The organism is Candidatus Binataceae bacterium (assembly GCA_035508495.1).
Taxonomy (GTDB): domain Bacteria; phylum Desulfobacterota; class Binatia; order Binatales; family Binataceae; genus JASHPB01.
In genome coordinates this window covers 1-23,262 of sequence record DATJMX010000031.1, presented here as the reverse complement: position 1 = coordinate 23,262, position 23,262 = coordinate 1, and the positions used below count along the sequence as shown (strand labels likewise).

General features: G+C 62.0%; 25 protein-coding genes. 14 read left to right on the top strand and 11 right to left on the bottom strand.

The window, feature by feature from the left end:
* Positions 1-7: 7 nt before the first annotated feature.
* Both VMA09_10775 and VMA09_10770 read left to right on the top strand, forming a co-directional pair.
* Positions 8-865 carry an MBL fold metallo-hydrolase gene (locus tag VMA09_10775; GenBank protein ID HUA34079.1) on the top strand — a complete coding sequence of 286 codons (858 nt, stop codon included), beginning with the start codon at positions 8-10 and terminating at the stop codon, positions 863-865.
* A gap of 12 nt (positions 866-877) precedes the next feature.
* Entirely contained in the window at positions 878-1,543 is a 666-nt protein-coding gene (locus tag VMA09_10770) for a polysaccharide deacetylase family protein (GenBank protein HUA34078.1), read from the top strand.
* Here VMA09_10770 and VMA09_10765 read toward each other — a convergent pair.
* The 3 genes from VMA09_10765 to VMA09_10755 all read right to left on the bottom strand — a co-directional run bounded on the left by VMA09_10765 (position 1,526) and on the right by VMA09_10755 (position 4,189).
* A complete protein-coding gene (locus VMA09_10765; GenBank protein HUA34077.1) occupies positions 1,526-2,692 on the bottom strand; it encodes a hypothetical protein in 1,167 nt (388 codons plus the stop codon). The two genes, VMA09_10770 and VMA09_10765, sit on opposite strands and share 18 nt — an antisense overlap.
* A 13-nt stretch (positions 2,693-2,705) precedes the next feature.
* Positions 2,706-3,302, bottom strand: a complete 597-nt coding sequence (locus VMA09_10760; GenBank protein ID HUA34076.1) for a TetR/AcrR family transcriptional regulator — start codon at positions 3,300-3,302, stop codon at positions 2,706-2,708.
* Positions 3,303-3,409: 107 nt separating this feature from the next.
* Positions 3,410-4,189, bottom strand: a complete 780-nt coding sequence (locus VMA09_10755; GenBank protein ID HUA34075.1) for a glutathione S-transferase family protein — start codon at positions 4,187-4,189, stop codon at positions 3,410-3,412.
* A gap of 67 nt (positions 4,190-4,256) precedes the next feature.
* Between VMA09_10755 and VMA09_10750 the strand changes: the two genes are divergently transcribed.
* The 4 genes from VMA09_10750 to VMA09_10735 are packed head-to-tail and all read left to right on the top strand — an operon-like array spanning position 4,257 to position 7,731.
* Positions 4,257-5,357: an LLM class flavin-dependent oxidoreductase gene (locus VMA09_10750; GenBank protein HUA34074.1), complete on the top strand. Its 1,101-nt coding sequence runs from the start codon at positions 4,257-4,259 to the stop codon at positions 5,355-5,357.
* A 49-nt stretch (positions 5,358-5,406) separates the two neighbouring features.
* Positions 5,407-5,757 carry a hypothetical protein gene (locus VMA09_10745; protein HUA34073.1) on the top strand — a complete coding sequence of 117 codons (351 nt, stop codon included), beginning with the start codon at positions 5,407-5,409 and terminating at the stop codon, positions 5,755-5,757.
* Complete coding sequence (locus VMA09_10740) at positions 5,758-5,895, top strand: rhodanese-like domain-containing protein (GenBank protein ID HUA34072.1); 138 nt, start codon at positions 5,758-5,760, stop codon at positions 5,893-5,895.
* 48 nt (positions 5,896-5,943) lie between these two features.
* Complete coding sequence (locus tag VMA09_10735; GenBank protein ID HUA34071.1) at positions 5,944-7,731, top strand: oligopeptide transporter, OPT family; 1,788 nt, start codon at positions 5,944-5,946, stop codon at positions 7,729-7,731.
* Here VMA09_10735 and sixA read toward each other — a convergent pair whose 3' ends face one another.
* The 4 genes from sixA to VMA09_10715 all read right to left on the bottom strand — a co-directional run bounded on the left by sixA (position 7,732) and on the right by VMA09_10715 (position 11,821).
* Complete coding sequence (gene sixA, locus VMA09_10730; protein HUA34070.1) at positions 7,732-8,232, bottom strand: phosphohistidine phosphatase SixA; 501 nt, start codon at positions 8,230-8,232, stop codon at positions 7,732-7,734. It abuts the gene before it with no gap.
* On the bottom strand, positions 8,229-9,419 hold the full coding sequence (locus tag VMA09_10725; GenBank protein HUA34069.1) for a CHAD domain-containing protein: 1,191 nt from the start codon (positions 9,417-9,419) through the stop codon (positions 8,229-8,231). The genes sixA and VMA09_10725 overlap by 4 nt, the downstream gene beginning before the upstream one ends.
* A gap of 132 nt (positions 9,420-9,551) precedes the next feature.
* Positions 9,552-11,105 carry a Ppx/GppA phosphatase family protein gene (locus VMA09_10720; GenBank protein ID HUA34068.1) on the bottom strand — a complete coding sequence of 518 codons (1,554 nt, stop codon included), beginning with the start codon at positions 11,103-11,105 and terminating at the stop codon, positions 9,552-9,554.
* Between the two features lie 191 nt (positions 11,106-11,296).
* Positions 11,297-11,821 (bottom strand): macro domain-containing protein, encoded by a 525-nt coding sequence (locus VMA09_10715; GenBank protein HUA34067.1) that lies wholly within the window; start codon positions 11,819-11,821, stop codon positions 11,297-11,299.
* An 86-nt stretch (positions 11,822-11,907) separates the two neighbouring features.
* Here VMA09_10715 and VMA09_10710 point away from each other — a divergent pair, with 86 nt between their 5' ends.
* The 6 genes from VMA09_10710 to VMA09_10685 all read left to right on the top strand — a co-directional run bounded on the left by VMA09_10710 (position 11,908) and on the right by VMA09_10685 (position 17,765).
* Positions 11,908-13,446, top strand: coding sequence for an ABC transporter substrate-binding protein (locus VMA09_10710; GenBank protein HUA34066.1), 1,539 nt, complete (start codon positions 11,908-11,910; stop codon positions 13,444-13,446).
* Positions 13,443-14,363, top strand: coding sequence for an ABC transporter permease (locus VMA09_10705; GenBank protein ID HUA34065.1), 921 nt, complete (start codon positions 13,443-13,445; stop codon positions 14,361-14,363). Before VMA09_10710 ends, VMA09_10705 begins: the two co-directional genes overlap by 4 nt.
* A complete protein-coding gene (locus tag VMA09_10700; protein HUA34064.1) occupies positions 14,360-15,163 on the top strand; it encodes an ABC transporter permease in 804 nt (267 codons plus the stop codon). Before VMA09_10705 ends, VMA09_10700 begins: the two co-directional genes overlap by 4 nt.
* 75 nt (positions 15,164-15,238) lie before the next feature.
* Positions 15,239-16,255 carry a phosphotransferase family protein gene (locus VMA09_10695; protein ID HUA34063.1) on the top strand — a complete coding sequence of 339 codons (1,017 nt, stop codon included), beginning with the start codon at positions 15,239-15,241 and terminating at the stop codon, positions 16,253-16,255.
* Positions 16,256-16,281: 26 nt separating this feature from the next.
* Positions 16,282-16,698, top strand: a complete 417-nt coding sequence (locus VMA09_10690) for a DUF6285 domain-containing protein (GenBank protein ID HUA34062.1) — start codon at positions 16,282-16,284, stop codon at positions 16,696-16,698.
* A 44-nt stretch (positions 16,699-16,742) separates the two neighbouring features.
* A complete protein-coding gene (locus VMA09_10685; protein ID HUA34061.1) occupies positions 16,743-17,765 on the top strand; it encodes a hypothetical protein in 1,023 nt (340 codons plus the stop codon).
* A 4-nt stretch (positions 17,766-17,769) separates the two neighbouring features.
* On the opposite strand, the gene mtnA is transcribed toward VMA09_10685, so the two are convergent.
* Both mtnA and VMA09_10675 read right to left on the bottom strand, forming a co-directional pair.
* Complete coding sequence (mtnA, locus tag VMA09_10680; protein HUA34060.1) at positions 17,770-18,801, bottom strand: S-methyl-5-thioribose-1-phosphate isomerase; 1,032 nt, start codon at positions 18,799-18,801, stop codon at positions 17,770-17,772.
* A gap of 342 nt (positions 18,802-19,143) precedes the next feature.
* Positions 19,144-19,572 carry a hypothetical protein gene (locus VMA09_10675; GenBank protein HUA34059.1) on the bottom strand — a complete coding sequence of 143 codons (429 nt, stop codon included), beginning with the start codon at positions 19,570-19,572 and terminating at the stop codon, positions 19,144-19,146.
* A gap of 939 nt (positions 19,573-20,511) precedes the next feature.
* Here VMA09_10675 and VMA09_10670 point away from each other — a divergent pair.
* On the top strand, positions 20,512-20,793 hold the full coding sequence (locus VMA09_10670) for an RNA-binding protein (GenBank protein HUA34058.1): 282 nt from the start codon (positions 20,512-20,514) through the stop codon (positions 20,791-20,793).
* Positions 20,794-20,963: 170 nt separating this feature from the next.
* Positions 20,964-21,890, top strand: coding sequence for a hypothetical protein (locus tag VMA09_10665; protein ID HUA34057.1), 927 nt, complete (start codon positions 20,964-20,966; stop codon positions 21,888-21,890).
* On the opposite strand, the gene VMA09_10660 is transcribed toward VMA09_10665, so the two are convergent.
* Both VMA09_10660 and VMA09_10655 read right to left on the bottom strand, forming a co-directional pair.
* Positions 21,877-22,686 (bottom strand): enoyl-CoA hydratase/isomerase family protein, encoded by an 810-nt coding sequence (locus VMA09_10660; protein HUA34056.1) that lies wholly within the window; start codon positions 22,684-22,686, stop codon positions 21,877-21,879. The two genes, VMA09_10665 and VMA09_10660, sit on opposite strands and share 14 nt — an antisense overlap.
* A 35-nt stretch (positions 22,687-22,721) precedes the next feature.
* Positions 22,722-23,262 (bottom strand): zinc-binding dehydrogenase (locus tag VMA09_10655; GenBank protein HUA34055.1); only part of this gene is annotated, 541 nt, incomplete at its 5' end.

The window sequence follows — 23,262 nt, the reverse complement described above, 5'->3', positions numbered from 1 at the left end:
TTGCACGATGAACGAGTGGAAGATCGGCGACGTTACTATCAAGCGGATCGTGGAGACCGAAGGCGCATGGCGCGGGACCTGGATTTTGCCTGCTGCCACGGCGGAAAACGTCAAGAAGGAAGCTGACTGGCTCTATCCTGTCTTCTCCAACGAAACCGGCCAGCTTCGCATGAGCGTCCACGCCTTCGTCGTCGAATCCGACGGCAAGCGCATCATCGTCGATACCTGCATTGGCAATGACAAGGTCCGCTCGAACCCGGCCTGGAACAAGCTCCAACTGCCGTTTCTCTCCGACCTCGCCAAAACCGGGCACCAGCCCGAGCAAATCGATCGCGTGCTCTGCACGCATCTGCACGTCGATCACGTCGGTTGGAATACGACGATGAAAAACGGCAAGTGGATGCCGACTTTTCCGAACGCGCGCTATCTCTTCGGCGGCACGGAGTGGGATTACTGGTCGCATTTCGACGGCGCCGATATGCGCGACCCGGTCGAGGATTCGGTGCGGCCGATCGTTGACCAGGGACTCGCCGACCTCGTCGATCCCAACCATCGCGTGACGAGCGAGGTGTGGTACGAGCCGACTCCCGGTCACACTCCGGGCCACATGAGCGTGCGCATTTCGTCGAAGGGTCAGGAGGCCGTTATCACCGGCGACCTGATGCATCATCCGATTCAGTGCCAATACCCCGAATGGGACGACGGCTTCGATTCCGACGGCGCGATGGCGAAGAAGACGCGGCGCGCGTTCTGCGAGAAGTATGCGGACTCGGGCGTCCTCGTGTTCGGGACGCACTTCGCGACGCCGTCGGCGGGCAAAATTTCGAAACATGGCGACGCGTTCCGTTTCGCCGCTGCGAAGTAAGAGCCTTTCGCGATGAGCGTCGTCACGCTGTCATTCGATAATGGCCCCGACGCGACGAGCACGCCGCAGGTGCTCGACGTGCTCGCGAATCGCGGCGTGCGCTCGGTTTTCTTCGTGCTGGGCAAGCAACTCGCCGCACCCGAGAATCTCGATCTGGCGCGGCGCGCGATCGCCGAAGGTCATCTAATCGGCAATCATTCGATGACGCACAAGATGCCGCTCGGCGACGATCCGCGCGCAGACGCCGCCGAGCGCGAGATCGGCGACACCGAGGCGCGAATCGCCGCGCTCGCGAGCGACCCGCCGATGTTCCGGCCGTTCGGCGGCGGCGGCAAAATCGGCAAGCATCTCTTGAGCCGCGCCGCCGTCGATCACCTGGTCGCGCATCGCTACACCTGCGTGCTGTGGAACTGCGTGCCCGAGGACTGGATCCATCATGATGGCTGGATGGATCGCGCGCTCGCCGAGATCCCATCGAAGCCGCACGCGCTAGTCGTGCTGCACGATATCTATCCGCCCGCGATGCGGCATCTCGATCGCTTCATCGCGACCCTGCGCGAAGCCGGTCACACCTTTTCGCAGGAGATGCCGGCAGAATGCGTGCCGATCCTCAAAGGAAACATCGTTCACGACCTCGAACCGATCGTGAACGATGAGCCTCTAGCTGATTACCACTGAATCGACGTCACGACGTGCGCTCGGGCGCGCGTCCTGCGAGGCATAACCGACTCGGAACGCCATCACGGCCTGACACTGCGAGTTACCAATTAAATTCGCGAGCACGTTTTTGAATTGCGGCTCGAGGCCGGCGCTCTGCTCGCGTTCAGCGCGTTCGATTATCTGATTCATCGGCTGCATCGCGAGATCGTTCTGCACCGCCCACAGATGCATCCGCTGCCAGAGCCGTCCTGCGCGCAGGCGATAGAGATCGCTGCGCGAATCGGGCACGACGATGATGCCGAAGGCGCTCGCGGTCGCGAGCTGCGTGTCGCGCGTGCTGGCGAGCCAGAATTTGTCGACTATCGGACGCGGCGTCCGAATCAGCTCGGAGACGGCCCGCGTCAAACCCCCGACCGGCTGTGAGAGCACTGAGAGGCCATCGCGATAGCGCTGAACGGCGTCATAGTTAGGACGCAACCAGCGGTAGCTGTCGCGTGACTGCTGGTCATCGGCAATTATCGCGGCGGTTGCGTCGATCGTCGCCGAACCGAAAGCGTCGCGCTCCGTGGCATTGCGGAACCATACGATTCGAACTTCCTGGTCATCGTTGCCGAGCGCCGCAAGCGCGTCGCAGCTCGCGTTGCCGATCGGACAATGCGTATCGTATGCGCCGCGATTCGTGTGCCGTTTCGTGATCGCACTGCAAAGCTCGGATTGACGACGCGGCGCGGGCGCGAGACTCACGCGCGCAACCTGGTCGGGCGGGCCAGGCAGCAGCCGAAGATCGCAAGCGTAGCCGTTGGCGGGCGCGGCCAGCATCAGATTCTCGAGCGCGCAGCCGAGTCCGACGTGCATCTCGCGCAGATACGGGTCGAAGCTGCCGATGTTACGGCTGGTATCGGCGAAGAGATCGATCTGCGTCGGGCTTACGCGAAAGAGCCACGGCTGCGTATTGTGCGGATTGGCGGCCAGAATCGCGGCGCGCACCGGGTTGAGCGGCTCAGTGGGCGCATCGGGCGACCAATCGGTCCACGGCTGCCACGCCGGTCCCTTGGTGCCGTCAAAGATTCCCTCTCCATAGTAGGCGTGCGCCTTGCCTGCGACGAGCACAATCGAAGCGGCGGCAGAAGCGAGAAAGCTACGGCGAGTGATTGCTTTGGAGTTCATCGGCAAGCCTCCTTCATTTTCCCGGCGACGGAGTGAGATATGGGCGCCACAACGCGAACAGCATTTCGACTGATTGCTCGATCGACGCGCGCCTGGCCGCTGCGCCGTCGAGTTCGGCCGAAGCGAGCGCGAACTCGCCGACCATCCACGAGAGCTTCACCAGCGCGTCGCGCTCGGCGCCGCGCGGTCCGCGCATCAGCCCCGCATCGTTGAAGACCTGGACGAGATCGGAGATCTGCGTGAGGCGCTGGCGGCGAATCGCGGAGTAGCGGCGGCGCAGGATCGGATCGCCCTGCACCAGCGGCGCGAGCTCGCGATAAAAGAAACGGTAGTCCCAGACGATCTCGAGCGAGTGCGCGAGAATCTCACGCAGGTCGTCGAATCCGCCGCGCAGCGCGCGCCCCGAGCCCCAGATGGTGTCGGCCTCGCCAATCATCCGCTCGAGCAATGCGCGAATGATCTCGGCCTTGTTGCGGAAGTGATAGTAGAGGTTGCCCGGGCTGATGCCGGCGGCCTTTGCCACGTGATTGGTAGACACGCGTGCGGTGCCATCGCCATTGAAGAGCTTCAGCGCCGCGTCGAGGATGAGGGTCGTGGTTTCTTCCGTCATTAGAGTTACGGCTCTAATTTATAGAGTAATAGCTCTAATTCGTCAAGATCGAAAAACTCCCTCCCCGATGACGAAGAGGGATGCGTACAATGACGCGATCCTGTTGGTTAGTTGATCTCTTCTGAAAAACGGATCGTTTTCTTTGCGATGCCTTCGAGCACCACCTCGACGCCGCCGCTGCGCAGCATCCATTCGAGGCGATGGTCGCGGTATTGGCGTGTGAAGCCGCCCGAGGCCAGCATCTGCGGCAGCACGTCCATCCCGCCGGTGAAGTCGCTGGTTGCCGCAATCGTTTTGCGGATACTCTCGCGCGGCTCGACGCGCGCGAGCCATTTGCCGATTGGCGACTCGGGCGCGGGCGGCATCCCCCACACGACAGAGCCGCGCACGTATGGATACAGGCTGAGATCGCCGTGGCCAAATGTGGCGCCGTTGAAATATTCGCGTCCGCCGAGCTCGCGTTCGAGCCACGAATAGATGCCGTCGGTTTGTTCTTTCGCCCGCGCCACGAGCCGATCGGCGAGCTCGCCGCCGGTGCGCTTCCAGGCGAGGATTTCCATCAGTCCCCAGTTGATCGCTTCGTAGTAAGTATCGCAGACGTCTTCGAGCATCCTGACCCGCGCGCGTTCGCGCGGCCCCTTGGGAAGCATGGGCGGCTCAGGCCACTTGTCCTCGATGTATTCGAGAATCACGGTCGAATCGAAAATCTTGAAGCCGTCGTCGACGAGCGTGGGAACTTCGATGCGCGGGTTGGTTTCGGCGTATGAAGTCGGCGCACCGCTGAACGCTTCGGGCACCTGGGCTTCGAACGGGATGTTCTTTTCATAGAGCGCGATTTTCACCTTCTGTACGTAAGGCGAAAACGGATGTTCCCACAGCTTGAGCATCGGCGATGTATCCTTTCGCAATCTTTAAGTCAGCGCCCGATGATACGCGCTTTCGCACGTGGCGAAAATGATAATAGTTTTGACATCAGCCGAACCCTCGGCGGGAGAATCGACTATGGAGTTTGGAATCGCGCTGGCCTCGAACGTCGATGCGTGGCGGACCGTCAAACGCGCCGAGGAGCTGGGGTTCTCGCACGCGTGGTTCTACGATTCGCAGATGCTCGCGCCAGAGATTTTCGTCTCGATGGCGCTGACGGCTGAGCAGACCTCGCGCATCAAGCTTGCCATGGGGGTGCTGGTGCCGACCAATCGAATCGCACCGGCCACAGCCAACGGCCTCGCGACGCTCAACAAGCTCGCGCCCGGCAGGATCGTCTTCGGCGTCGGCACGGGCTTCACTGCGCGCAATACCATGGGCCTGCCGCCGATGAAACTCAGCGAGATGCGCGATTACATCCGCGTCGTGCGCGAGCTGCTCGAAGGCAAGCTCGTGGAATGGGAATGCGAGGGAGCGGCGCGCAAGATTCGATTTCTCAATCCCGAGCTCGGGATGATCAACATCAAGGACAAAATTCCGCTTCACATTTCGGCGTTCGCGCCCAAGGCGCGCAAGCTCACTGCCGAGATCGCCGACGGCTGGATCACTTTCGCTTCGGCGGTACCGCGCGTGCTGTCCGAGCTCGAGGAAATGGACAAGGCCTGCCGCGCCGCGTCGCGTGAGCCGCGGAGTCTCTATCGCACCGTGTTCGGACTTGGATGCGTTCTTGGCGAGGGCGAGTCTCCCTCGAGCCCGCGCGCCAGGGCGCAGGCCGGACCGCTCGCGGTGGTGTTCTTGCACGGCCTCGTCGAGCAGACGCTGAGTTTCGACCTGCCGCCGGCGATTCAGCCGCTGCTCGATGCGTATCGCGCGCAGTACGCGACCTATCAGCCGGCCGATGCGCGCTATCTCCAGATGCACAAGATGCATCTGCTGGGCGTGCGTCCCGAAGAGGAGAAGTTTCTCACCAGCGAGCTGATCTCGGCGACGACCTTTACCGCCAAGGCGCCCGAGCTGCGCGACCGGATTCGCAAGCTCCGCGACGGCGGCGCCGATCAGTTCGTGATCCAGCTCGTGCCGGGCCATGAGTCGGCGCTCGAAGATTGGGTGCGATTGTTCGACCACGTGTAGGCGAATTTCCGGCGTTCTCTGATCCAGCCGGCGTTGCTAAAATCAGCGCATGGAACGAAACACCGCGAAATCTCTGTCGCGATTGATTGCGCTCGCGACGCTCGCGTTCGTGATCGTCGGGCTATGCAGCTCGGCGCGTGCGTTCGAGCTTTCGGATATCCTCAAGAACAAGGAAACCGACAACTTCAAGATTATCGGCGTCGCCGATCTGACGAAGCTGATGAACGATCCCGCCTCGCACGTGAACATCTACGACGCGAACGGCGACGGCCTGCGCAGCACCGCGGGCGTGATACCCGGCGCGCATCTGCTGACGAGCGACAACAACTACAACGTCGCGACCGAGCTGCCGCCGAACAAGGGCGCGCTGCTCGTCTTCTATTGCGCCGACCGCCATTGAATGGCTTCGCACGAGGCCGCTCGGCGAGCGACCGCAGCTGGATATACCAACGTTGAAGTGATGAAGGACGGCATCAAGGGCTGGAAAGAGGCCGGCAAGGAAGTTACCTATCCCAGCGGCTCGAGTGGCGGCGACTGAGCGCGATTCGCGCTCGCCCGCCGATCCCGCGATACGTATAGTTGCGGCGTGCCACGATCCGGGAGCGAGCCGCACGACACGCCGCGCGAGCTGACTGCGCGCGGCTTCCTTCTCGGAATCGCGCTTGCGCTGATTCTCGGCGCGGCCAATGCGTATCTTGGGCTCTACGCCGGGATGACGGTGTCGGCCAGCATCCCGGCCGCCGTCATCTCGATGGCGATCCTGCGGGCGCTCGGCGGCTCGACGATTCTCGAAAACAATTTTGTGCAGACCGTCGCGTCCGCCGGTGAGGCGGTCGCGGCTGGTGCGATCTTCACGTTTCCCGCGCTCGTAATCCTGGGCGGCGGAGCGCATCTGCCGTATCTCGAAGTGACCGCGCTCAGCGCCGCGGGCGCGACGATGGGCTCGCTGCTGGTAGTGTTCCTGCGCCGCCCTTATATCGTCGAGGAGCAATTGCCATTTCCCGAGGGCCTCGCGTGCGCGGAAGTGCTGCGCACGGGCGAGAGCTCGGCGAGCGCTGCGCCGCTCTTGTGGGGCGGAATCATCTCGGCCGTTCTGAAAGCCGCGCAGGACGTGCTCGGAGTGATTCCCGGAACGCTCGGCTTTGGCCGATGGATCGGCGCGGCGGCAGTATCAGGATCGATCAACGTATCGGCGGCGCTGCTAGGCGTCGGCTATATCGTGGGAATTCGGATCGCGGCGCTGGTATTCGCAGGCGGCGCGTTCGCATGGCTGGTCGCGATTCCGCTCGTGACCATGAGTCATCATTCCTCATCGACAATTGATGCGGTAACGGCGGCTTCGCGGGTCTGGAGCGGGCAGGTGCGCTATCTCGGCGTTGGCGCGATGCTGGTCGGCGGACTTGTCACGCTGTGGCGGCTGAGAGTGCGTATCGGCGCGGCGATACGCGACAGCCTCGTGGCGATTCGCGAGCGTCATACGGCGGTGACCGCGCGCGAAGATACTGATTTACCAGCGCCGATCGTAGTCGGCGCCGTTGCGATGTGCGCGCCCGTCATCTTCGCGATCAGCCTCGCGCTCGGCGCATCGCTCGCACTCAGCCTGACGCTCGCCGTCGCGCTTATCGTGATCGCGTTCTTCGCGACGGCGATCGCCGGTTATCTGACCGGGATTGTTGGCGCGTCGAACAATCCCGTGTCGGGTGTGACGGTGATCGTGCTGCTCGCCGTCGCACTCGTGCTCCAGATGATGGGTGTCACACGCGATGTCGGGCCGGCGCTCGCGATCTCAGTCGGCGCGATCGTTTGCACCGCGGCCGCGATGGCGGGTGATTCGTTGCACGATCTCGCGACCGGGCACCACGTTGGTGCGACGCCGCGCAATCTCGAAATCGGCGTGCTGACAGGAGCAATCGCATCGTCGTTTTTGATGGCGCCGATCCTAAACCTGCTCATCAGCGGCTATGGAATCGCGGGCACGGCGACCGCCAGGAACGGTGCGCTCTCAGCGCCGCAAGCGTTTCTGATGGCGAAAGTCGCGCAGGGAGTCTTCGCCGGCGGCCTGCCATGGCTGACGATCAGCGTCGGCGCCGCGCTCGCGGTCCTGCTCGCAATTGTCGATCGGCAACTTGAGCGGCGCGGGGCGAAGTGGCGCACGCCGATCATGCCCGTCGCGCTTGGTCTCTACCTGCCGTTTGGTCTTAGCGTCGCGATCGCGCTCGGCGCGCTGTTGCGCGAGCTGTCGTCGCCGAACGATTCGCGCGAGGCGGGACCGGGACTCTTGTTCGCGGCCGGGCTCGTGGCGGGCGAAGCCTTGATGGGCGTGGCGAGCGGCGCCCTCGTCACCGCAGGCGTGAGGCTGCCGCTCTTGCGCTGATCACTTGCGCAATTTGCGCAATTGCCGATGCGACATCATCCAGTGCAGCTCGGCGCCGCCGCGCTCGAAGCGCGTCGGCAGGTCGAGCGCGATGCACCCGCCCTTGCGCAGCAGGACATGTACTCCCGCGGGTGAGCCGGTGAGCAGCAGCGACGCGAGCGCGCTCAGTTGCGGCTCGTGACCGACGATCATCACGCTGTCGAGCTTGGCGAAATGCCGCAGCGCTGAGACGACTTCCGAGGGCGCGGCGCCGGTGCCGAGCTCCGGCAGCACTTGCGGCGCCGGAGTGTTGTTGTACGCCGCCGCGACGATGTCGGCGGTCTCCTGGGCGCGGGGCAGGGGACTCGTCAGGATCGCGTCGAGCTTGAGATCGAGACTTTTGAAACCGCCGGCCGCGCCCTTCATCTTCTCGCGCGAGCGTTCGGTGAGCCGCCGCGCGCCATCGTCGCCGCCGGGCCGCGCGTCTTCGGCGGTTGCGTGCCTGAGGATGTAGAGCATCATGCCGCGTGTTCCGTATCGTCGGATTTCGGCGGCGACGGAGCGTCACCTTGCGGCTCAGCGTTTTCGATCACAACGAGCGCGGTCGAACTGCCGGGTGGATCGGCGGGTTGCGATACGTCGGTCACGGGATCGGCAGCGGATGCAACCGAAGCGCCGGGAAGCGGCGCAACTTGGGAATCGCTGGCGGCCTCTTGCGCGGAAGCTCTCGCCTGCTCGGCGGCGAGGCGAACTGCCTTGCGCTCGGCGTCAGCGAGATCTTCCGCGGTGTCGTTAAATTCGAGGACTGCGTCGTCGAGAACTCCCGAGCGTTCGAAGCGCTGCCACGCTTTGAGACCCTGGCGCATCAGCTTGCGGGCGCGCGCGCCGAGCGAATGGATGAGGCCGCCGGCCGCGAGAATCGTCGCCGGTGGCGCACCAGACGTTGCCGCGAACGAGTGCAGCCACCCGATCGCAACGACGGTGTCGTTGTAGGCGCCGAGCAGCTCCTGCATTTCCTCGAGCCGCATGAGGGTTTTCCGATGATGCTTGCCAGCAAGGGGCGCGAGCATATCGAGCGCATAGCGCAGGCGCTTGATGCGCACGCGCAGCTTGTGAAAGATCTCCGGCGGCGCGTCCTCGGCGAGCTTTTTTCCTTTCTTCCTGATGCCGCGGACCATCGGGCCGACCAGATCGGGCGCCGCGATGCCGAGCTTGGCACGGCCGCGGGCGGTTTTGACCGGCGGCGACGATAGCTTCCCCATCAGCGCCGAGTAGCGCTTGCTCGACAGTTCCTGGACGAGCAGGGTATGCGCGGCTTTGCGCTCGGCGACGATCGCTTCGATTATCGGGCCGAGGGCGTTGCGCAAGGTGACATCGAGTTTAGCCGCACGCTCCTTGAAGAGTTCTTCGAGCACGTCGCAGTTGCGAACTGCGCCAGCCTCTCCGGCGATCCACGGAATATCGCGGCGGTAGATCTTCAGCGCCGAGGCATAGAGCACGCCCGAGAAAAGTTCAATCGCGGCACGCAGGCGGCGCGATGAGACGCGAAGCTGATGGACGGGTTCGATCTGGCCCGCGACTGCGGCGTCGTGCTGCCGCTTCATCGCGTCGCAATAGAAGGTTATCGAGCTGATTGCCGACTTGACGAGCGTATCGGTCGACGATAGCTGAAGCTTGGTTGGCGTAGCTGGTCGCGTCTCTTCGTTCACCGCACTCCTCTGAGCCCGCCCACGAATCAATCTAAGCGGCGAGCCCATTGTCGCGCAGTGTTCGCGATTTGGAAACAACTTTGTCAATAAATTTTCAGGAGCCGGCGTAAACAGGCAGTGGAGGTCTGATAACTAGCGCTCGAGGACGACCTGGCGTTCCATCAGGCGCGCCAGCAGATCGGTGCGGCGCTCGCAGGTCCAGAGCTCGAGGTCGGCTTTCTCGCGCCGCGAATCCACGCCGACGATCACGCGGCCAGGAGTGTACTTGACCTCGACATTCCTGATGATGCCGAAGTGGCTGCGATCGAGCGCGTCCGCGATACGCAGGATCGCGGCAAAGGCGCGGACCAGCTTGCGCCTGGACGCGGTCAGCGCCTTCAGCTCGGGAGAATCGAGCTTGGGTGCCTGCTTGCGATGCCCACGCGCCGACTGCGCGATCACCTCGACTTCTTCGGGATCGAAGCCGAACAGCTCGGCGTTCTTGATCAGGTAGTACGAGTGACGATTGTGGCGGTCATGATCGATGGCGTGGCCGATATCGTGCAGGAGCGCAGCGTATTCGAGCAGTTCGCGCGATTCCTTTGAGATGCCGAGCACACCCGCGGTCGCGTCGAAAAGCTGCATCGAGAGTTTCGCGACCTGCCGCCCGTGATCGTTGGCTCCGGCGAATCTCGTCGCGAGCGCATTAACCGAGCGGCGCCGCACGTCGTACGCCGATCGCGCATTCACCGCCTTCGCCAACCCCAGCAGCACGCCTTCGCGCAACGCCCACGAGCATGCCATCAGCTCGGGCGCGCCGGACTTGGTAAGCACGAAATCGATCAGCGCCGCCGCCGCAGGCATCAGGTCAACGCGCTTGGCGTCGATCCCCGGCAGCTCCGAGCGCATCGAGGCGTTGGCTTCGACCAATTGCTCGGCGAGATGCGAGATCTCGGCTGCCGATGCGTTCGCGCCATGCAGCCGGCCGAGCTCTTCGCCGCGAGCGGCACGCGCCATCGCGACCATCGTATTGATCGTGCCCGAAGTGCCGATCGCGCGGACGACGCCGGCGCGCTTCGCCTTGCGCATAAGCGCGCCGATCTGCCGCTCCAGATGCGTGCGGAGACGCTTCAATTGCTCGCGCGTCGGTGGATCGTCGGGGAGGTAGCGCTCCGTGAGCCGCGCCGCGCCGAGCTTCACGCTACGCATCCAGATCGGCTTGCCGTCCTGCACCAGTACCAGCTCGACGCTGCCGCCGCCGACGTCGAAGAGCAGGTAGGGGCCGCCCTCGAGGCCGAGCGCATGGCGAGCGGCCTGGAAGATGAGCCGCGCCTCGTCGATGCCGGAGATAACTTCGACCGGGATTCCAGTTTCGCGCCGCAGCCGCCGGATAAATTCGCCGCGATTGCGCGCCTCGCGGACCGCGCTGGTTGCGACGGCGCGAATCTTGTCGACGCGGCGCACGCGTGCGATGCGCTTGAAGTTGCCAAGCGCGCGCACCGCCAAGTCCATCGATTCCTGGGTGAGCCGTCCAGTGGTGAAAGAGCGCCGCCCAAGGCGCACCATCTCCTTGACCCGATCGACCACCTCGAGGTGTCCCTCGCGGGTCACATCGGCGACGATCATGTGGACAGAGTTCGAACCTACGTCGATCGCGGCCAGCCGCATGCTAGAAAAATAACTGCCAAGCTCTCCGAAGTCATCCACGGCCCGCCTCCGCGCCGACGAAATCCCGCGCTCCGCACTTCCTGGCTAATTATCAACAGGATCAATGTTGCAGGATGATGAACGAGAGTTGTCGTTTTCGCGAGTGCTGCGGAAGTTTGCTCGAAGATGGCGGGCAAAGCGGCTCCGTAACGAATTGATAATATTCTGATGGTCTAATTGCCCCTGAATAGTCAGTCATTCATCGATTTGAGAGCTCGCTCGAAGGTCTCGCGCGCCGCGTCGTCGAAGAGCACGAATTCGACACGCTCGAGCGATGAGGTGCGCGATAGATGTTCGCGGACCTCGGCGAGCATCACCTCGGCGCAACGATCGAGCGGGAATCCCGCGATGCCGGTGCCGATCGCGGGAAAGGCTATCGATTTGAGTCCCTGCTCATTCGCGACGCAAAGCGATTTGCGTGTCGAGGAGCGCAGGTTGCTCTCGCTCGTGGTGCCGCCGAGGCGCATGCTCGCGGCGTGAATCACGTGGCGCGCCTTGAGGTTACCGCCGCCGGTGATCGCCGCGTCGCCGAGCGGAATCGGCCCGATCCGATCGCATGCGGCCTGGATCGACGGGCCGCCTTTGCGGCGAATTGCCCCAGCCACGCCCGCGCCGAGGACGAGATCGTTATTGGCCGCGTTGACGATCGCGTCGGTGTCGGAATCCGTTATGTCGCCCCGGCGAATCGTGATCCTGGAGCGCCAGCCGCTTTGCATCGGGCACCTCGGTCGGCCAAAAAGCGGCCGCTCTGCTATTATCGCCCGCAATCGTGATTTCCCAAGGCCCCGGCGGGACCAAAAGGTTGCATGCACTGACATTACTCGTATGCCTCGTGCTTGTGGGCTCTCTCGCCGGCTGCAGCCGCGCCGATCGGCATCGCCAGGTGGGAATGATCCAGGTCGATATCGAGACTTCGCCGCAAGCGACCGATCCTCGCTTCGCCACCGATGTTTACTCGTCGCGCATCAACGAGCTGGTGTTCGATTCGCTGGTGCGGCTGGATAATCACGGCCGATTCGAACCGCATCTGGCTGAGAGCTACGAGCGACGCGGCGCCGAGCAGATTGTTTTTCATATGCGGCATAGCGTGCGATTCAGTGACGGGCGCGAGGTCACGGCGCGCGACATCAAGTTTACTTTCGACTCGATACTCGATCCCGCGAACGCGTCGCCGAAGCGCGGCGCGCTGATGCATATCAAGTCTATAGACGCGCCGGACGATTACACTGTCGTAATGGCTACCGACGGACCATATGCGCCGGCGCTCACGAGCGCGATGCAGGAAATCGTGCCGGTGGGGACTCCGCTGCCCGGAAAATCAGGATCGGTCGCGCCAGCGGGGGCGGGTCCATTTCGGATGGTGAGTTTTCATCGCGACGAATCGGTCGTGCTCGAGCGTAATCCATATTATCGAGCCACGGCCGATTCGCCGCGCATGATTCTGTTTAAAGTTGTGCCTGATCCGACGGTGCGCGCACTCGAACTCACCGAAGGCATCTGCGATTTTTCCGAAAACAATATTCAGCCTGAGGTCCTGCCGTATCTATCAACGCAGCCGCAACTCAAGATCATAAAATCGCCCGGCACGAGCTATCGCTACGTGGCATTCAACTTCAACGATCCGCGCCTGCGCGATGCCCGCGTGCGCCGCGCGATTGCGTATGCGATCGATCGCGATGCGATTGTCAACTCGATGATGCTGGGCACGGCGCGGGTCGCGAGTGGACTGCTGTCACCGCAAAACTGGGCCTACGATGGTGACGTTGCGAAGTATCCTTTCGACCCCGCGAAATCACGCGAACTGCTCGAGCAAGCGGGATATTCGGTCGGCGCGGATAACATGCGGAACCTGCGCTTCATTTACAAAACGACGCCTGAGCAGCTTCGTTTTGCGACCGCCCTGCAGGCGATGCTGAAGCGGGTGGGAATCGAACTTGATATCCGCTCCAACGAATTCGCGACTTTCTATAGCGACGTGCAGCACGGCAATTTCGATCTCATGTCGCTGCAATGGGTCGGTTTCAGCGATCCCGATCATTACTATTCGATTTTCGATTCGAAGATGATGCCGCCGATCGGCATGAATCGCGGGCATTATTCGAATCCTGAAATGGATCGTCTGCTCGACGCCGGCCGGACGACGCTGGATGTCGATGCGCGGCGCAAAATATACGGGCAAGTCCAGCAACTTGCCGCCGATGAGCTGCCCTACGTGTCGCTCTGGTGGGACGATATCGTGATCGTGATGAATCGCGATCTCAGCGGCTTCGAACCGACACCAAGTGGCAGCCTCCGTTCGCTCGCCACCGTTCGAATCGCACCGCCGGAGAATCCGAATTGACTGGCTATATCGTTCGCCGCATCGCAGCGGTGATTCCCGTGGCGATCGGCGTCGCGACTCTGACCTTCCTGATCATTCATCTTGTGCCGGGCGACCCTGTCGTCGCGATGCTTGGCGACACGGCGCCGCAGGCTGATATCGAAGGCATGCGGCATCGCCTTGGTCTCGATCGTCCGCTACCGGAGCAGTTCGTCTCGTTCTTGTGCGGCCTGCTGCATGGCGATTTGGGCGAGTCGATTACATTTCGCCGTTCCGTCAGCAGTCTAATTGCCGAGCGATATCCGGCGACGCTTGAGCTCGCGGGCGCGGGCATGCTGGTCGCGATCGCGATCGCATTTCCGCTGGGATTTATCGCGGGCGCCAAGCCGGGCGGCGCCGGCGACGTGGCCTCGATGGGATTCGCGATCGCGGGAATCTCCATTCCCCATATTTATCTTGGCCCGCTGCTGATGATCGTGTTCTCGCTCGATCTGAGATGGCTGCCGCTGACGGGACGCGGCGGTTTCGCACATCTGGTGTTGCCTGCGATCACGCTCGGCACCGCGCTCGCCGCGATCCTCGCACGGATGCTGCGGCAGAGCCTCATCACCGTTCGCGAAAGTGATTACATGCGCACGGCGCTCAGCAAAGGCCTGACGCCGCGCGCCGCGCTGCTAAGACACGGACTGCGCAACTCGCTCACGTCGGTAGTCACTCTGATTGGCTTGCAGATCGGCGGGCTGCTAAGCGGCGCGCTGATCACTGAAATCATATTTTCGTGGCCGGGCCTCGGACGCCTGCTCATCAGCGCGATCAACCTGCGCGACTACCCGCTGGTCGAAGGATGCGTGCTGACGTTCGCGATGACCTACGTCGTCGTCAACCTGCTCACTGATCTGACGTACGCATTCATCGATCCGCGCGTGAGGTATTCGTGAGCGCCCGTAGTCCGTCGCTGATAGTTGGCGTGGCGCTCGTGACTATTCTTGTTATCTGCGCAATTGCGGGGCCGCTGGCTGTGCACGTCGATCCCGATGCGATCGATCTCGCCAAGGCGCTCGCGGCGCCAAGTCTCGCGCATCCCTTGGGATGCGATCAGCTCGGGCGCGACGTGCTGGCGCGAATACTATGGGGCGCGCGCCTGTCGCTGGGCGTGTCGGTCGGCGTCGTGACTATCTCCGCGGTTCTCGGAACGCTCATCGGAGCGGCCGCGGCGCTAGCCGGTGGGCGAATCGACAACCTCATCATGCGCGGCGTGGATATCGTACTCGCGTTTCCCGGAATTTTACTGGCTATCGCGCTGGCCGCCATTCTTGGACCTGGGCTGATCGACTTGATAATCGCGCTGGTCGCGATGGGGTGGACTGGCTACGCCAGAATCGTCCGCGGCGAGATTCTCACCCTGCGCGAGCGCGACTATGTCGTCGCGGCCGAAACGCTGGGCGCGCGGCCGGCGCGCGTGATGCTGCGTCATCTGCTGCCGGGAGTTGCCGGCCCGCTCGCGGTGCAGGCGACGTTCGGTATCGGCGGGATCATCGGCGCGGAGACCGCGCTTTCGTTCCTCGGCCTCGGTGCGATGCCGCCGACACCGAGCTGGGGCAATATGCTCGACGCGGGCCGCGCGTTCCTGCTCGTCGCGCCGCATCTGACGACCGCGCCCGGAGTCGCGATTGGACTCGCGATTCTCGGTTTCAATTTGATGGGCGACGGAATCGCGCAACGAATCGGCGTCGACTGACATTCTCTCGTAACCTGCGCGCCGACGCATATTCATGCTATTTATTCCCGGTTGGACATCGAACGAAGGCGGAGCATGGAACCTCAGGAAATCGCGCTGCGACTCGAAGAATTTATTCGCGCGCAGGGCAAGTACGATCGCGTTACGATCGAAAACTTCCGGCGCATGGCGGGCGGCGCGTCGCGTGAAATTTGGACGTTCGAGGCGAGCCTCGAGCGCGGCGGTAAGACCGAGCAGCGCGGCCTGGTATTGCGACGCGATCCCGGTGAGCATCGAATCGATACTTCCCGTGCCGCGGAGTTTCGCGTGCTGCGCGCCGCCTTCGAAGAAGGTGTGCCCGTGCCCGAGGTGCTGTGGCTGGGCGAAGATTCGACTGCGCTCGGCGCGCCGTTCTTCGTTATGCAGCGCATCGATGGCGAGACAATCGCGCGGCGGCTCCTACGCGATGAGGAATATGCCCCGGCGCGCAAGGCGATGCCGGGACAGCTCGCGGAGATTCTCGCGCGAATTCATCGCATCGACGCGAAGAAGCATCGTCTCGATTTTCTGGCCGAGCCCGGCGACAACGCCGCCTTCACCGAAGTCCGGCGCTACGAGGAAAACTACCGTCAGCTCACGCTCGAACCTCATCCCGCGTTCGAGCTCGCATTTCGCTGGCTGCTCGGGCGAATCCCGAAAACGCCGCGCACGGCGCTGGTTCATGGCGACTATCGAATCGGCAACGTGATTTTTGGGCCCGAAGGTGTGCGCTCGATTCTCGACTGGGAGCTCGCGCATCTGGGCGATCCAATGGAAGACGTCGGATGGATGTGCGTGCGGGCGTGGCGCTTCGGCAACGATCGCATGGCGGTTGGCGGGCTCGGCACGCGCGAGGATTTCTTCGCGGCGTATGAGAAAGCGAGCGGATTTCCGGTATCGCCGGAGGCGGTGAGATTCTGGGAAGTGTTCGGAAATCTCAGATGGGGAATAATCACCATCAGTCAATCGCGCACTCATCTCGACGGGTTCGTCAAGAGCGTTGAGCTCGCGAGTATCGGCCGCCGCACGGCGGAGACGGAGCTCGAATTGCTCAATCTGATTGAGGGCGTGTGATCGCGCGCGCGATCGGGAAGTAAAATATGCAGGACCGACCAACCTCAGTTGAGTTGCTCGAAGCGGCGGCGGATTTTGTCGATCGCGAGGTCATTCCCGCGATCCAGGGCGCGCGGCAGTTCCAGGTGCGAGTGGTGGCGAACGTGATGCGAATCGTCGCGCGCGAGATCCAGATGGAGGATCCCGTGACGCGGAACGAAGTGAAGGCGCTCGCCGCGCTGCTCGGTCATGAGAAACCGCATTTGCATAGCCTTGACGACCTGCACAAGACGGCAATGAAACTGAACGAGGAACTGAGTGAGAAAATTCGCGCTGGCGAAGTTGACGATGGGGCATTCCGCGCCGAGACTTTGAAAGTGGTGCGCCAGGCGGTCGAAGACAAATTGAGAATCGCAAATCCGCGCTATATCGAGGCGGATCTCGCCGCGCGCCAAAAACAATAGCCAACCAAAAAGGGTGACCTGTTACTCACGCAAGGAGATCGAAAATGGCAGAGCGAAAAGTAGTGCTGCTCGAGCAGGACGACCTGATGCACCCCAACACGGGGGAAACCAATTTCAACGAGAGTGCCTACTACAATTTTTACGATCGCAAGGGGCGCATCGGCGGATTCATGCGCCTGGGCAATCGGCCCAACGAAGGCTACGCCGAGATGACGGTCTGCCTGTACCTGCCGGATGGCACAGTAGGATTCATGTTCCAGCGTCCGGAGATCAAGGACAACAATGCGCACAACGCGGGCGGTGCGAAGTTCGAGGTTATCAAGCCATTCGAGCATCATCGAATCAGCTATTCCGGGAAAGTTTGCATACTGAAGAATCCGCTCGAGATGGCGGAGCCGGCGGTCGCGTTCAAGAACAATCCGTATGCGACGGTGAATTTCGAGTTTGACTATCGCGCGACGTGTCCCGGGTGGGGCGGCGAGCTGCGCGAGAAAACCGAGAATGGATGGGTAGCGCCACAGACTAGCGGTAGTCCCGAACAGCAGTTCGCCAAGGGACATCTTGAACAGCTCGGCCGTGCGACCGGAACTCTAACGCTGAGCGCGAAGGGCGGCGGCACCAATGAATTCAAGATCGACGGCCTCGGGCTTCGCGATCACAGTTGGGGGCCGCGCTACTGGCAGGCGCCGAAATACTATCGATGGCTGACGATGAACTTCGACGAGGATCTCGGCGGAATGGCTACCGTTACCGTGAATCGCGACGATTCCGTGCGGCCGGGCGGATTCATCGCGCGCAAGGGCCAGCCCAATCTCAATATCGTCAAGGTCGATATCGAGACCGATTTTGCCGGCGAGCAGAACCTGCACGATCGAATCAAGGTCACATGTCAGACTGAGGAAGGCGCCCAACCAATAGTCATTACCGGCAAAGTGATCGGCATGATCCCGTTGCGCAATCGCCGCGCCGGGATGGTCACGCGCATCGCCGAAGGCATGACCGAATGGAACTGGGACGGCAAAATTGGTTACGGGCTGTCAGAGTATCTGGACCATTTGAGCGAGTAAGATTTCAGCCTTCTTTGAGCCTGCGCAGGCTTTCGGAATAGGGCGGATAGGCAATCCCGCGTTCGGTGATGATCGCCGTGACCAGCTCGGCCGGGGTTACATCGAACGCGGGATTGAAGGTGTCTACGCCCTTCGGCGCAATTTGCTTGCCCGCAAACTCAGTAAGCTCACGCGCTGCGCGCTCTTCGATCGGAATCGACGCACCGTCGGGACAATCGAGATCAATCGAGGAAAGCGGCGCGGCGACGTAGAAGGGCACGCCGTGGCGGCGCGCCATGACGGCGAGTGGATAGGTGCCGATCTTGTTCGCGACGTCGCCGTTGGCCGCGGTGCGATCGGTGCCGACGATGACACAGTTGACGTGCTTTTTAGCGAGCACGCTCGCTGCCATGTTATCGGCGATTATCGTTACCGGGATGCGATCCTTGTGTAGTTCCCAGGCGGTCAGCCGCGAGCCTTGAAGGAATGGGCGCGTCTCGTCGGCATAGACTTCAATTTTCTTTCCAGCCTCACGCGCGGCGCGTACCACTCCGAGCGCGGTGCCATAGCCAGCGGTCGCGAGCGCGCCGGCATTGCAGTGAGTGAGAATAGTAGCCTCGTCGGGCACCAGCTCGGCGCCGAAACGGCCCATCGATCGATTAATCGCGAGGTCCTCCTTGTAGACCGCGATTGCTTCCTCGCGCATCCGGCGAAAAAGCTTGACAGCGTCGAGCGACAGATTGTCCTTGAGCACGCGGCGCATGCGCTCGACGCCCCAAGCCAGATTGACCGCAGTCGGACGCGTTGCCTTGAGCGTTCGCGCTACGACCTCGAAACGCTTGAGTGCGCGCTCGCCCGAATAGCCTTTTATGCCGAGCGCTACGCCCATCGCAGCGGCAACCCCGATCGCGGGTGCGCCTCGTACTACCATAGTGCGAATCGCGTCAGCGACGCCGCGATAGTCGCGATAGGTACGAATTACTTCACGCGTCGGCAGCAGGCGTTGATCGATCATCCGTACTGTATCGGCGTGCCATTCAATCGTCTTAATTGCCACTATTGGGTCTCGCAGAGGGGTGGTTTCCAAGCCTGGAGCGAATGCGCTCGGCGCCGTGTTTCAGCTCGTTGATCCTAGGCGGAGTGAATGAGACGCGCAACGTCTTTTGGTTTTGATCTGATCTCTCTCCTTCCTGGTCCTTTCTTCCAGGATAAAGAGAGGCATCCATGCAGAAGAGAATTGACTATTATGTCTGGCGAGCTTGGACAATATGTTAGCGCCAGACTGCGCGAGGCGGTCTGTGTTTCGAAGATAAAAATAAACGAAGGCGGCGCGACGTGTTACGTCGTGCCGCCCCTTTGAAAGTTGATGTCTGGCGCGCCTGGTCAGGCGCAAAAGGAATTACGCTTTCTCGTATACTCCGCGCGCCTTGCGCTTGGCCATCCCACCGTCGATCCAGCGTGTGATTGCCGCGAAGATCTCTGAAGGGCGCTTGCCCTTGAGGCCGCGCACGTCGCGTACATCCGAGGCTTTGAACTGTTTGGGCAGTTGCTCGAGCACGGTGCGCCAGTTGATACGGCCGCTACCACTTGCTGCCGATGCTGCGGCCGCCGGGCGGCCAACTGCAGCCTTCGCCGCACCGGAGCCGGGCGGACGTCCACGGCGCGCGCCACCGCCACCAACCAGTGAACTCAGACGCGAATACTCGTCCTTCAGGCGACTCAGTTCAGTCTCTTTGGCGGAAATATCTCTTTTGAGACCGGCGAGCAGCGCTTGTGCTTGAACCTGTACCTGCTGGAAAGCAGAACCGGTAGCTTTTCTTCTCGGCATTAAGTGGCTCCTTCCACAAAATTATCAAGTTGAACTGGCGTTCAGACTACATAATGCGAATCGACACTACAAGTATCAGCGTGGAGTTGTCCTCGAAAGCGTATAGCCTTAACCAATGGCCATAGTCTTGTGCTCCAATGGTTTTGTAACCACTCCAGACGCCGGTATGTTCCAGTATTCCAGTAAGAAAATAGTCACCTGAAATCCAGTTCGTCGTTGTTCTAATGACTCCCGAAATGAGCTTGCCGTTTCTTGCTGAGGCTACGTCGTTGTCATCGTGAGAATATCCTCGCGGTGCGATTAGTTAAAGATTAGTCACCATCCAGTGAGATCCTGCGAGGTTGACGGCGTCTGGGTATGAGAATGTCGATTATGTATCGAGATCTCAGCCCGGTTGCGAAGATTCTTTTCACCTGGACGAAAATGGCTGGTGCGGAGTTTCGATCTCGACTGATTTCGAATGCGAGCCGCTTCGGTCGAACCAGCCGTGAAGCTAACTTCCAGGCATTTGAGCCGCGGCCAAATGGGAGCCGCACTAACCAATGGAAGCCGTACTAATTGAGGCGCCCGGGGAGCTGGAGGGCAAGGTTCCCGTGCCAAGTCCGAAGGCGCAGGTTGGCAATAGGGTCTCGCTACCTGGGTCCAAAAGCGGTTGTAGCTATGGCTTGAGGTATCGTCAGCATCCCCTAGTTTTGGATGCCAAGTCCCCTGCTATTGGCACTTCAATGCCGGAAAAGAAGTGAATTTTTGTAAGGTAAAACCCGGCCCGGTGCTATGTTTGAGTCGCAACCGATGATATAAGCGTGTGGGGATTTCGATTTAGATGCGCGCCGCCGAACTCGCTACCGAGCGAGACTCCTCTCTAGTCATGACTGTTCCCGGATCAGCCGGCGGGGGTCGCCGGGGCTGAGTTGCGTGCTGGCGCGCCAGGAGAGCTGAATGGGCCGCAGACTGTACGTTGGGAACCTGGCTTGGACTGTCACCGATCAGGATTTGCACGACGCGTTTTCAGAAGCGGGAAAGGTGGATAGCTCCCAAGTCATCATCGATCGCGCGACGAATCGCTCACGCGGCTTTGGATTCGTCGAAATGGCTACCGAAGAGGCGGCTGACGCAGCGGTCAAGAAGCTCAATGGCCGCGAAATCAAGGGCCGCCCGATTCGCGTCAATGAAGCACAGGCGCGCAGCGGAGGCGATCGCGGTCCGCGCCGCGACCACTAGTCGCGGCTAGCTCGCCACGCGGCCCGTGAGGCCGCGCTCAAGGCGCATTGGGGAAGCGCCTCACTCCAATCCAGTGAGTCCGCCGGTATGTACGGTAGCGCACGCCGCGTGCGTCGCTGCCCGATCAATTATTCATGGTGACGCGATCGCTTCTGCGTTAAAATCTGCGCGTGGACCTTATTACGATCGAAGCGCAAAGCGAGCGCGCCGTAGTGGTGCCGGAAGCTGGATGCCAGTGCCTTAGCTACACGGTCGGGGCGCTCGAAATTATCGCCGGTCCATCAGATCCGAACCAGTGGCGAGCCCATCCCCATCGCGGCGGAATACCGATTCTATTTCCATGGCCGGGGCGGGTGGCGAATGCGCAATTCACCTATCGCGGCGCCAAATACCAGGTGCCGGTCAACGAGCCGCATGGGCATTCGATTCACGGCTTCGCCTGCCAACGCCCTTTCAAGGTGCTGAGGCGCGGGCCCTATTTCATCACCTCGATGCTCGACTCCGCCGACGATCCCTCGATTGCTGCGATGTGGCCATGGCCGTTCCAATTCGAAATTGACTATGAAGTTGGCAATGGGCTGCGGCTCAAGGCGACGGTGCGCAACACTGGCGACGGACCGATGCCGTTCGGATTCGGGGCGCATCCTTATATTCATGCCCCGCTCGATCCGAAAGGTTCGCGCGGCGCGATGTCGCTGAAGCTGGCGGCCGATTCGCATTGGCCGCTGAACGACAAGCTCATTCCGATTGGCGCTCCGAACGCGGTGCAGGGCAAGTTCGATTTGCGCACCGCGCGCGTACTGGGCGATGAGACCTACGACGATGCGTTCCGGATGGCGCCGTTTAAGAAGGATGAGCCGCGCGCGAGACTGGTCGACCCGCAGGCTCGCGCAGCGATCGAGCTCCGCGCTGACCGGATATTCGAGGACTTCGTGATCTTCGTGCCCGCCGGTCAGAACGTCGTCGCAATCGAACCCTACACCTGCGCGCCGGATGCGTTTAACCTCGCGGCGCGCGGTGTGGAGTCCGGGATGATCGAGCTCTGGCCGGGAGAAAGCTGGAGCGGCGGATTCGAGATTCGGATCAGCGCCCCTTGAAGCTCGGCTCGCGGCGCTGCAAAGCCGCGGCCGCGCCTTCGCGGAAATCCTGCGTCGTGAGCAACGTGCTCTGCGCGAGCGCTTCCAATTCCATGAACGTATTCTTGTCGACGTTGTCGCCGAGGTCGATGATCTTCTTGGCGAGGCCGACTGCCAGCGGCGCGTTGCGCGCCATCTCGCGCGCGAGCTCCAGTGCAATCGACAGGTGATTGCCGGCCGGAACGGTGCGATTGACGAGTCCGATGCGCTCGGCCTCCTCGGCGTCGATCATCCGCGCTGTCATGATCAGTTCCTTGGAGCGGGCGTAGCCTACCGTGCGCGTGAGCCGCGTGGTGCCGCCAACATCGGGGACGAGGCCGATCCGAACCTCGGGCATCCCGAGCCTGGTGCCGGCAGCCGCGATACGCGCATCGCAGGCCAGCGCTATTTCGAGTCCAAGTCCGCCGACGTAGCCATGCAGCGCGCCGATCACGGGCTTTTCGATGCTTTCGAGCCTCGAGAGTGCCGCCTGCGATTCGCGCACGAAGCGGCGAAAGCGCGGCAGATCAGGGCCGCCGCCGACACCGCTCGACGCGCCGGTGTCCGAGGCGAGCGAGCCGAAATCGATACCGGCCGAAAACGCCTGGCCTTCGCCATAGAGCACGATCGCGCGGATATCGGCGCGATCGACTTCGTCGATCACGCGCGGCAGCCGCTGGAGCATCTCGCCGTTGACGGCGTTGCGTTTGTCGGGTCGGTTGAGTCCGATGTAGGCGATGTCGCCTTCGATTTTGAGCTTGACTGATTCTTCGGCCATGAAGATTTGATCCTCTTTGAAATGACGGAACGACGCTACGGCTTGAGCAGGACCTTGACGACATTGTCTTTGCGCGCGTTGAAGATCTCGTAGCCATGGGCCGCTTCGTCGAGCGGCAAGACGTGCGAGATCAGCGGACGCGGGTCGATTACGCCGCGTTCGATACATCGGGCGAGGGCCGGGATATGCGCGTTGATGTTAGCGAGGCCGATTCTGAAAGTCAGATCGCGGCCGAAGGCGAGGCCGATCGGAAAATTGAAGGTGGGAGTCACGAACGCGCCGATGACCGAGACCGTTCCGCCGCCGCGCGCCGCCATGATGGCGGCGTTGAGCGCGCCCTCGTTGCCAACCGCCTCGATCGTCACGTCGGCGCCGCGTCCTTCGGTGCGGGCGAGGATCGTCTCGTGCGCCTCTTTCGCGTCGACAGCGAATGCACCTAGCTTGCGCGCGAGGTCGAGGCGGTAGGGCAGGCTGTCGACGGCGATAACCTGCGCAGGGCCGAAGAGCTTCGCGCTCATGATGGCGCAGAGCCCGACCGGGCCGCATCCGAAGATCGCGACCGTGTCACCGGGCTGG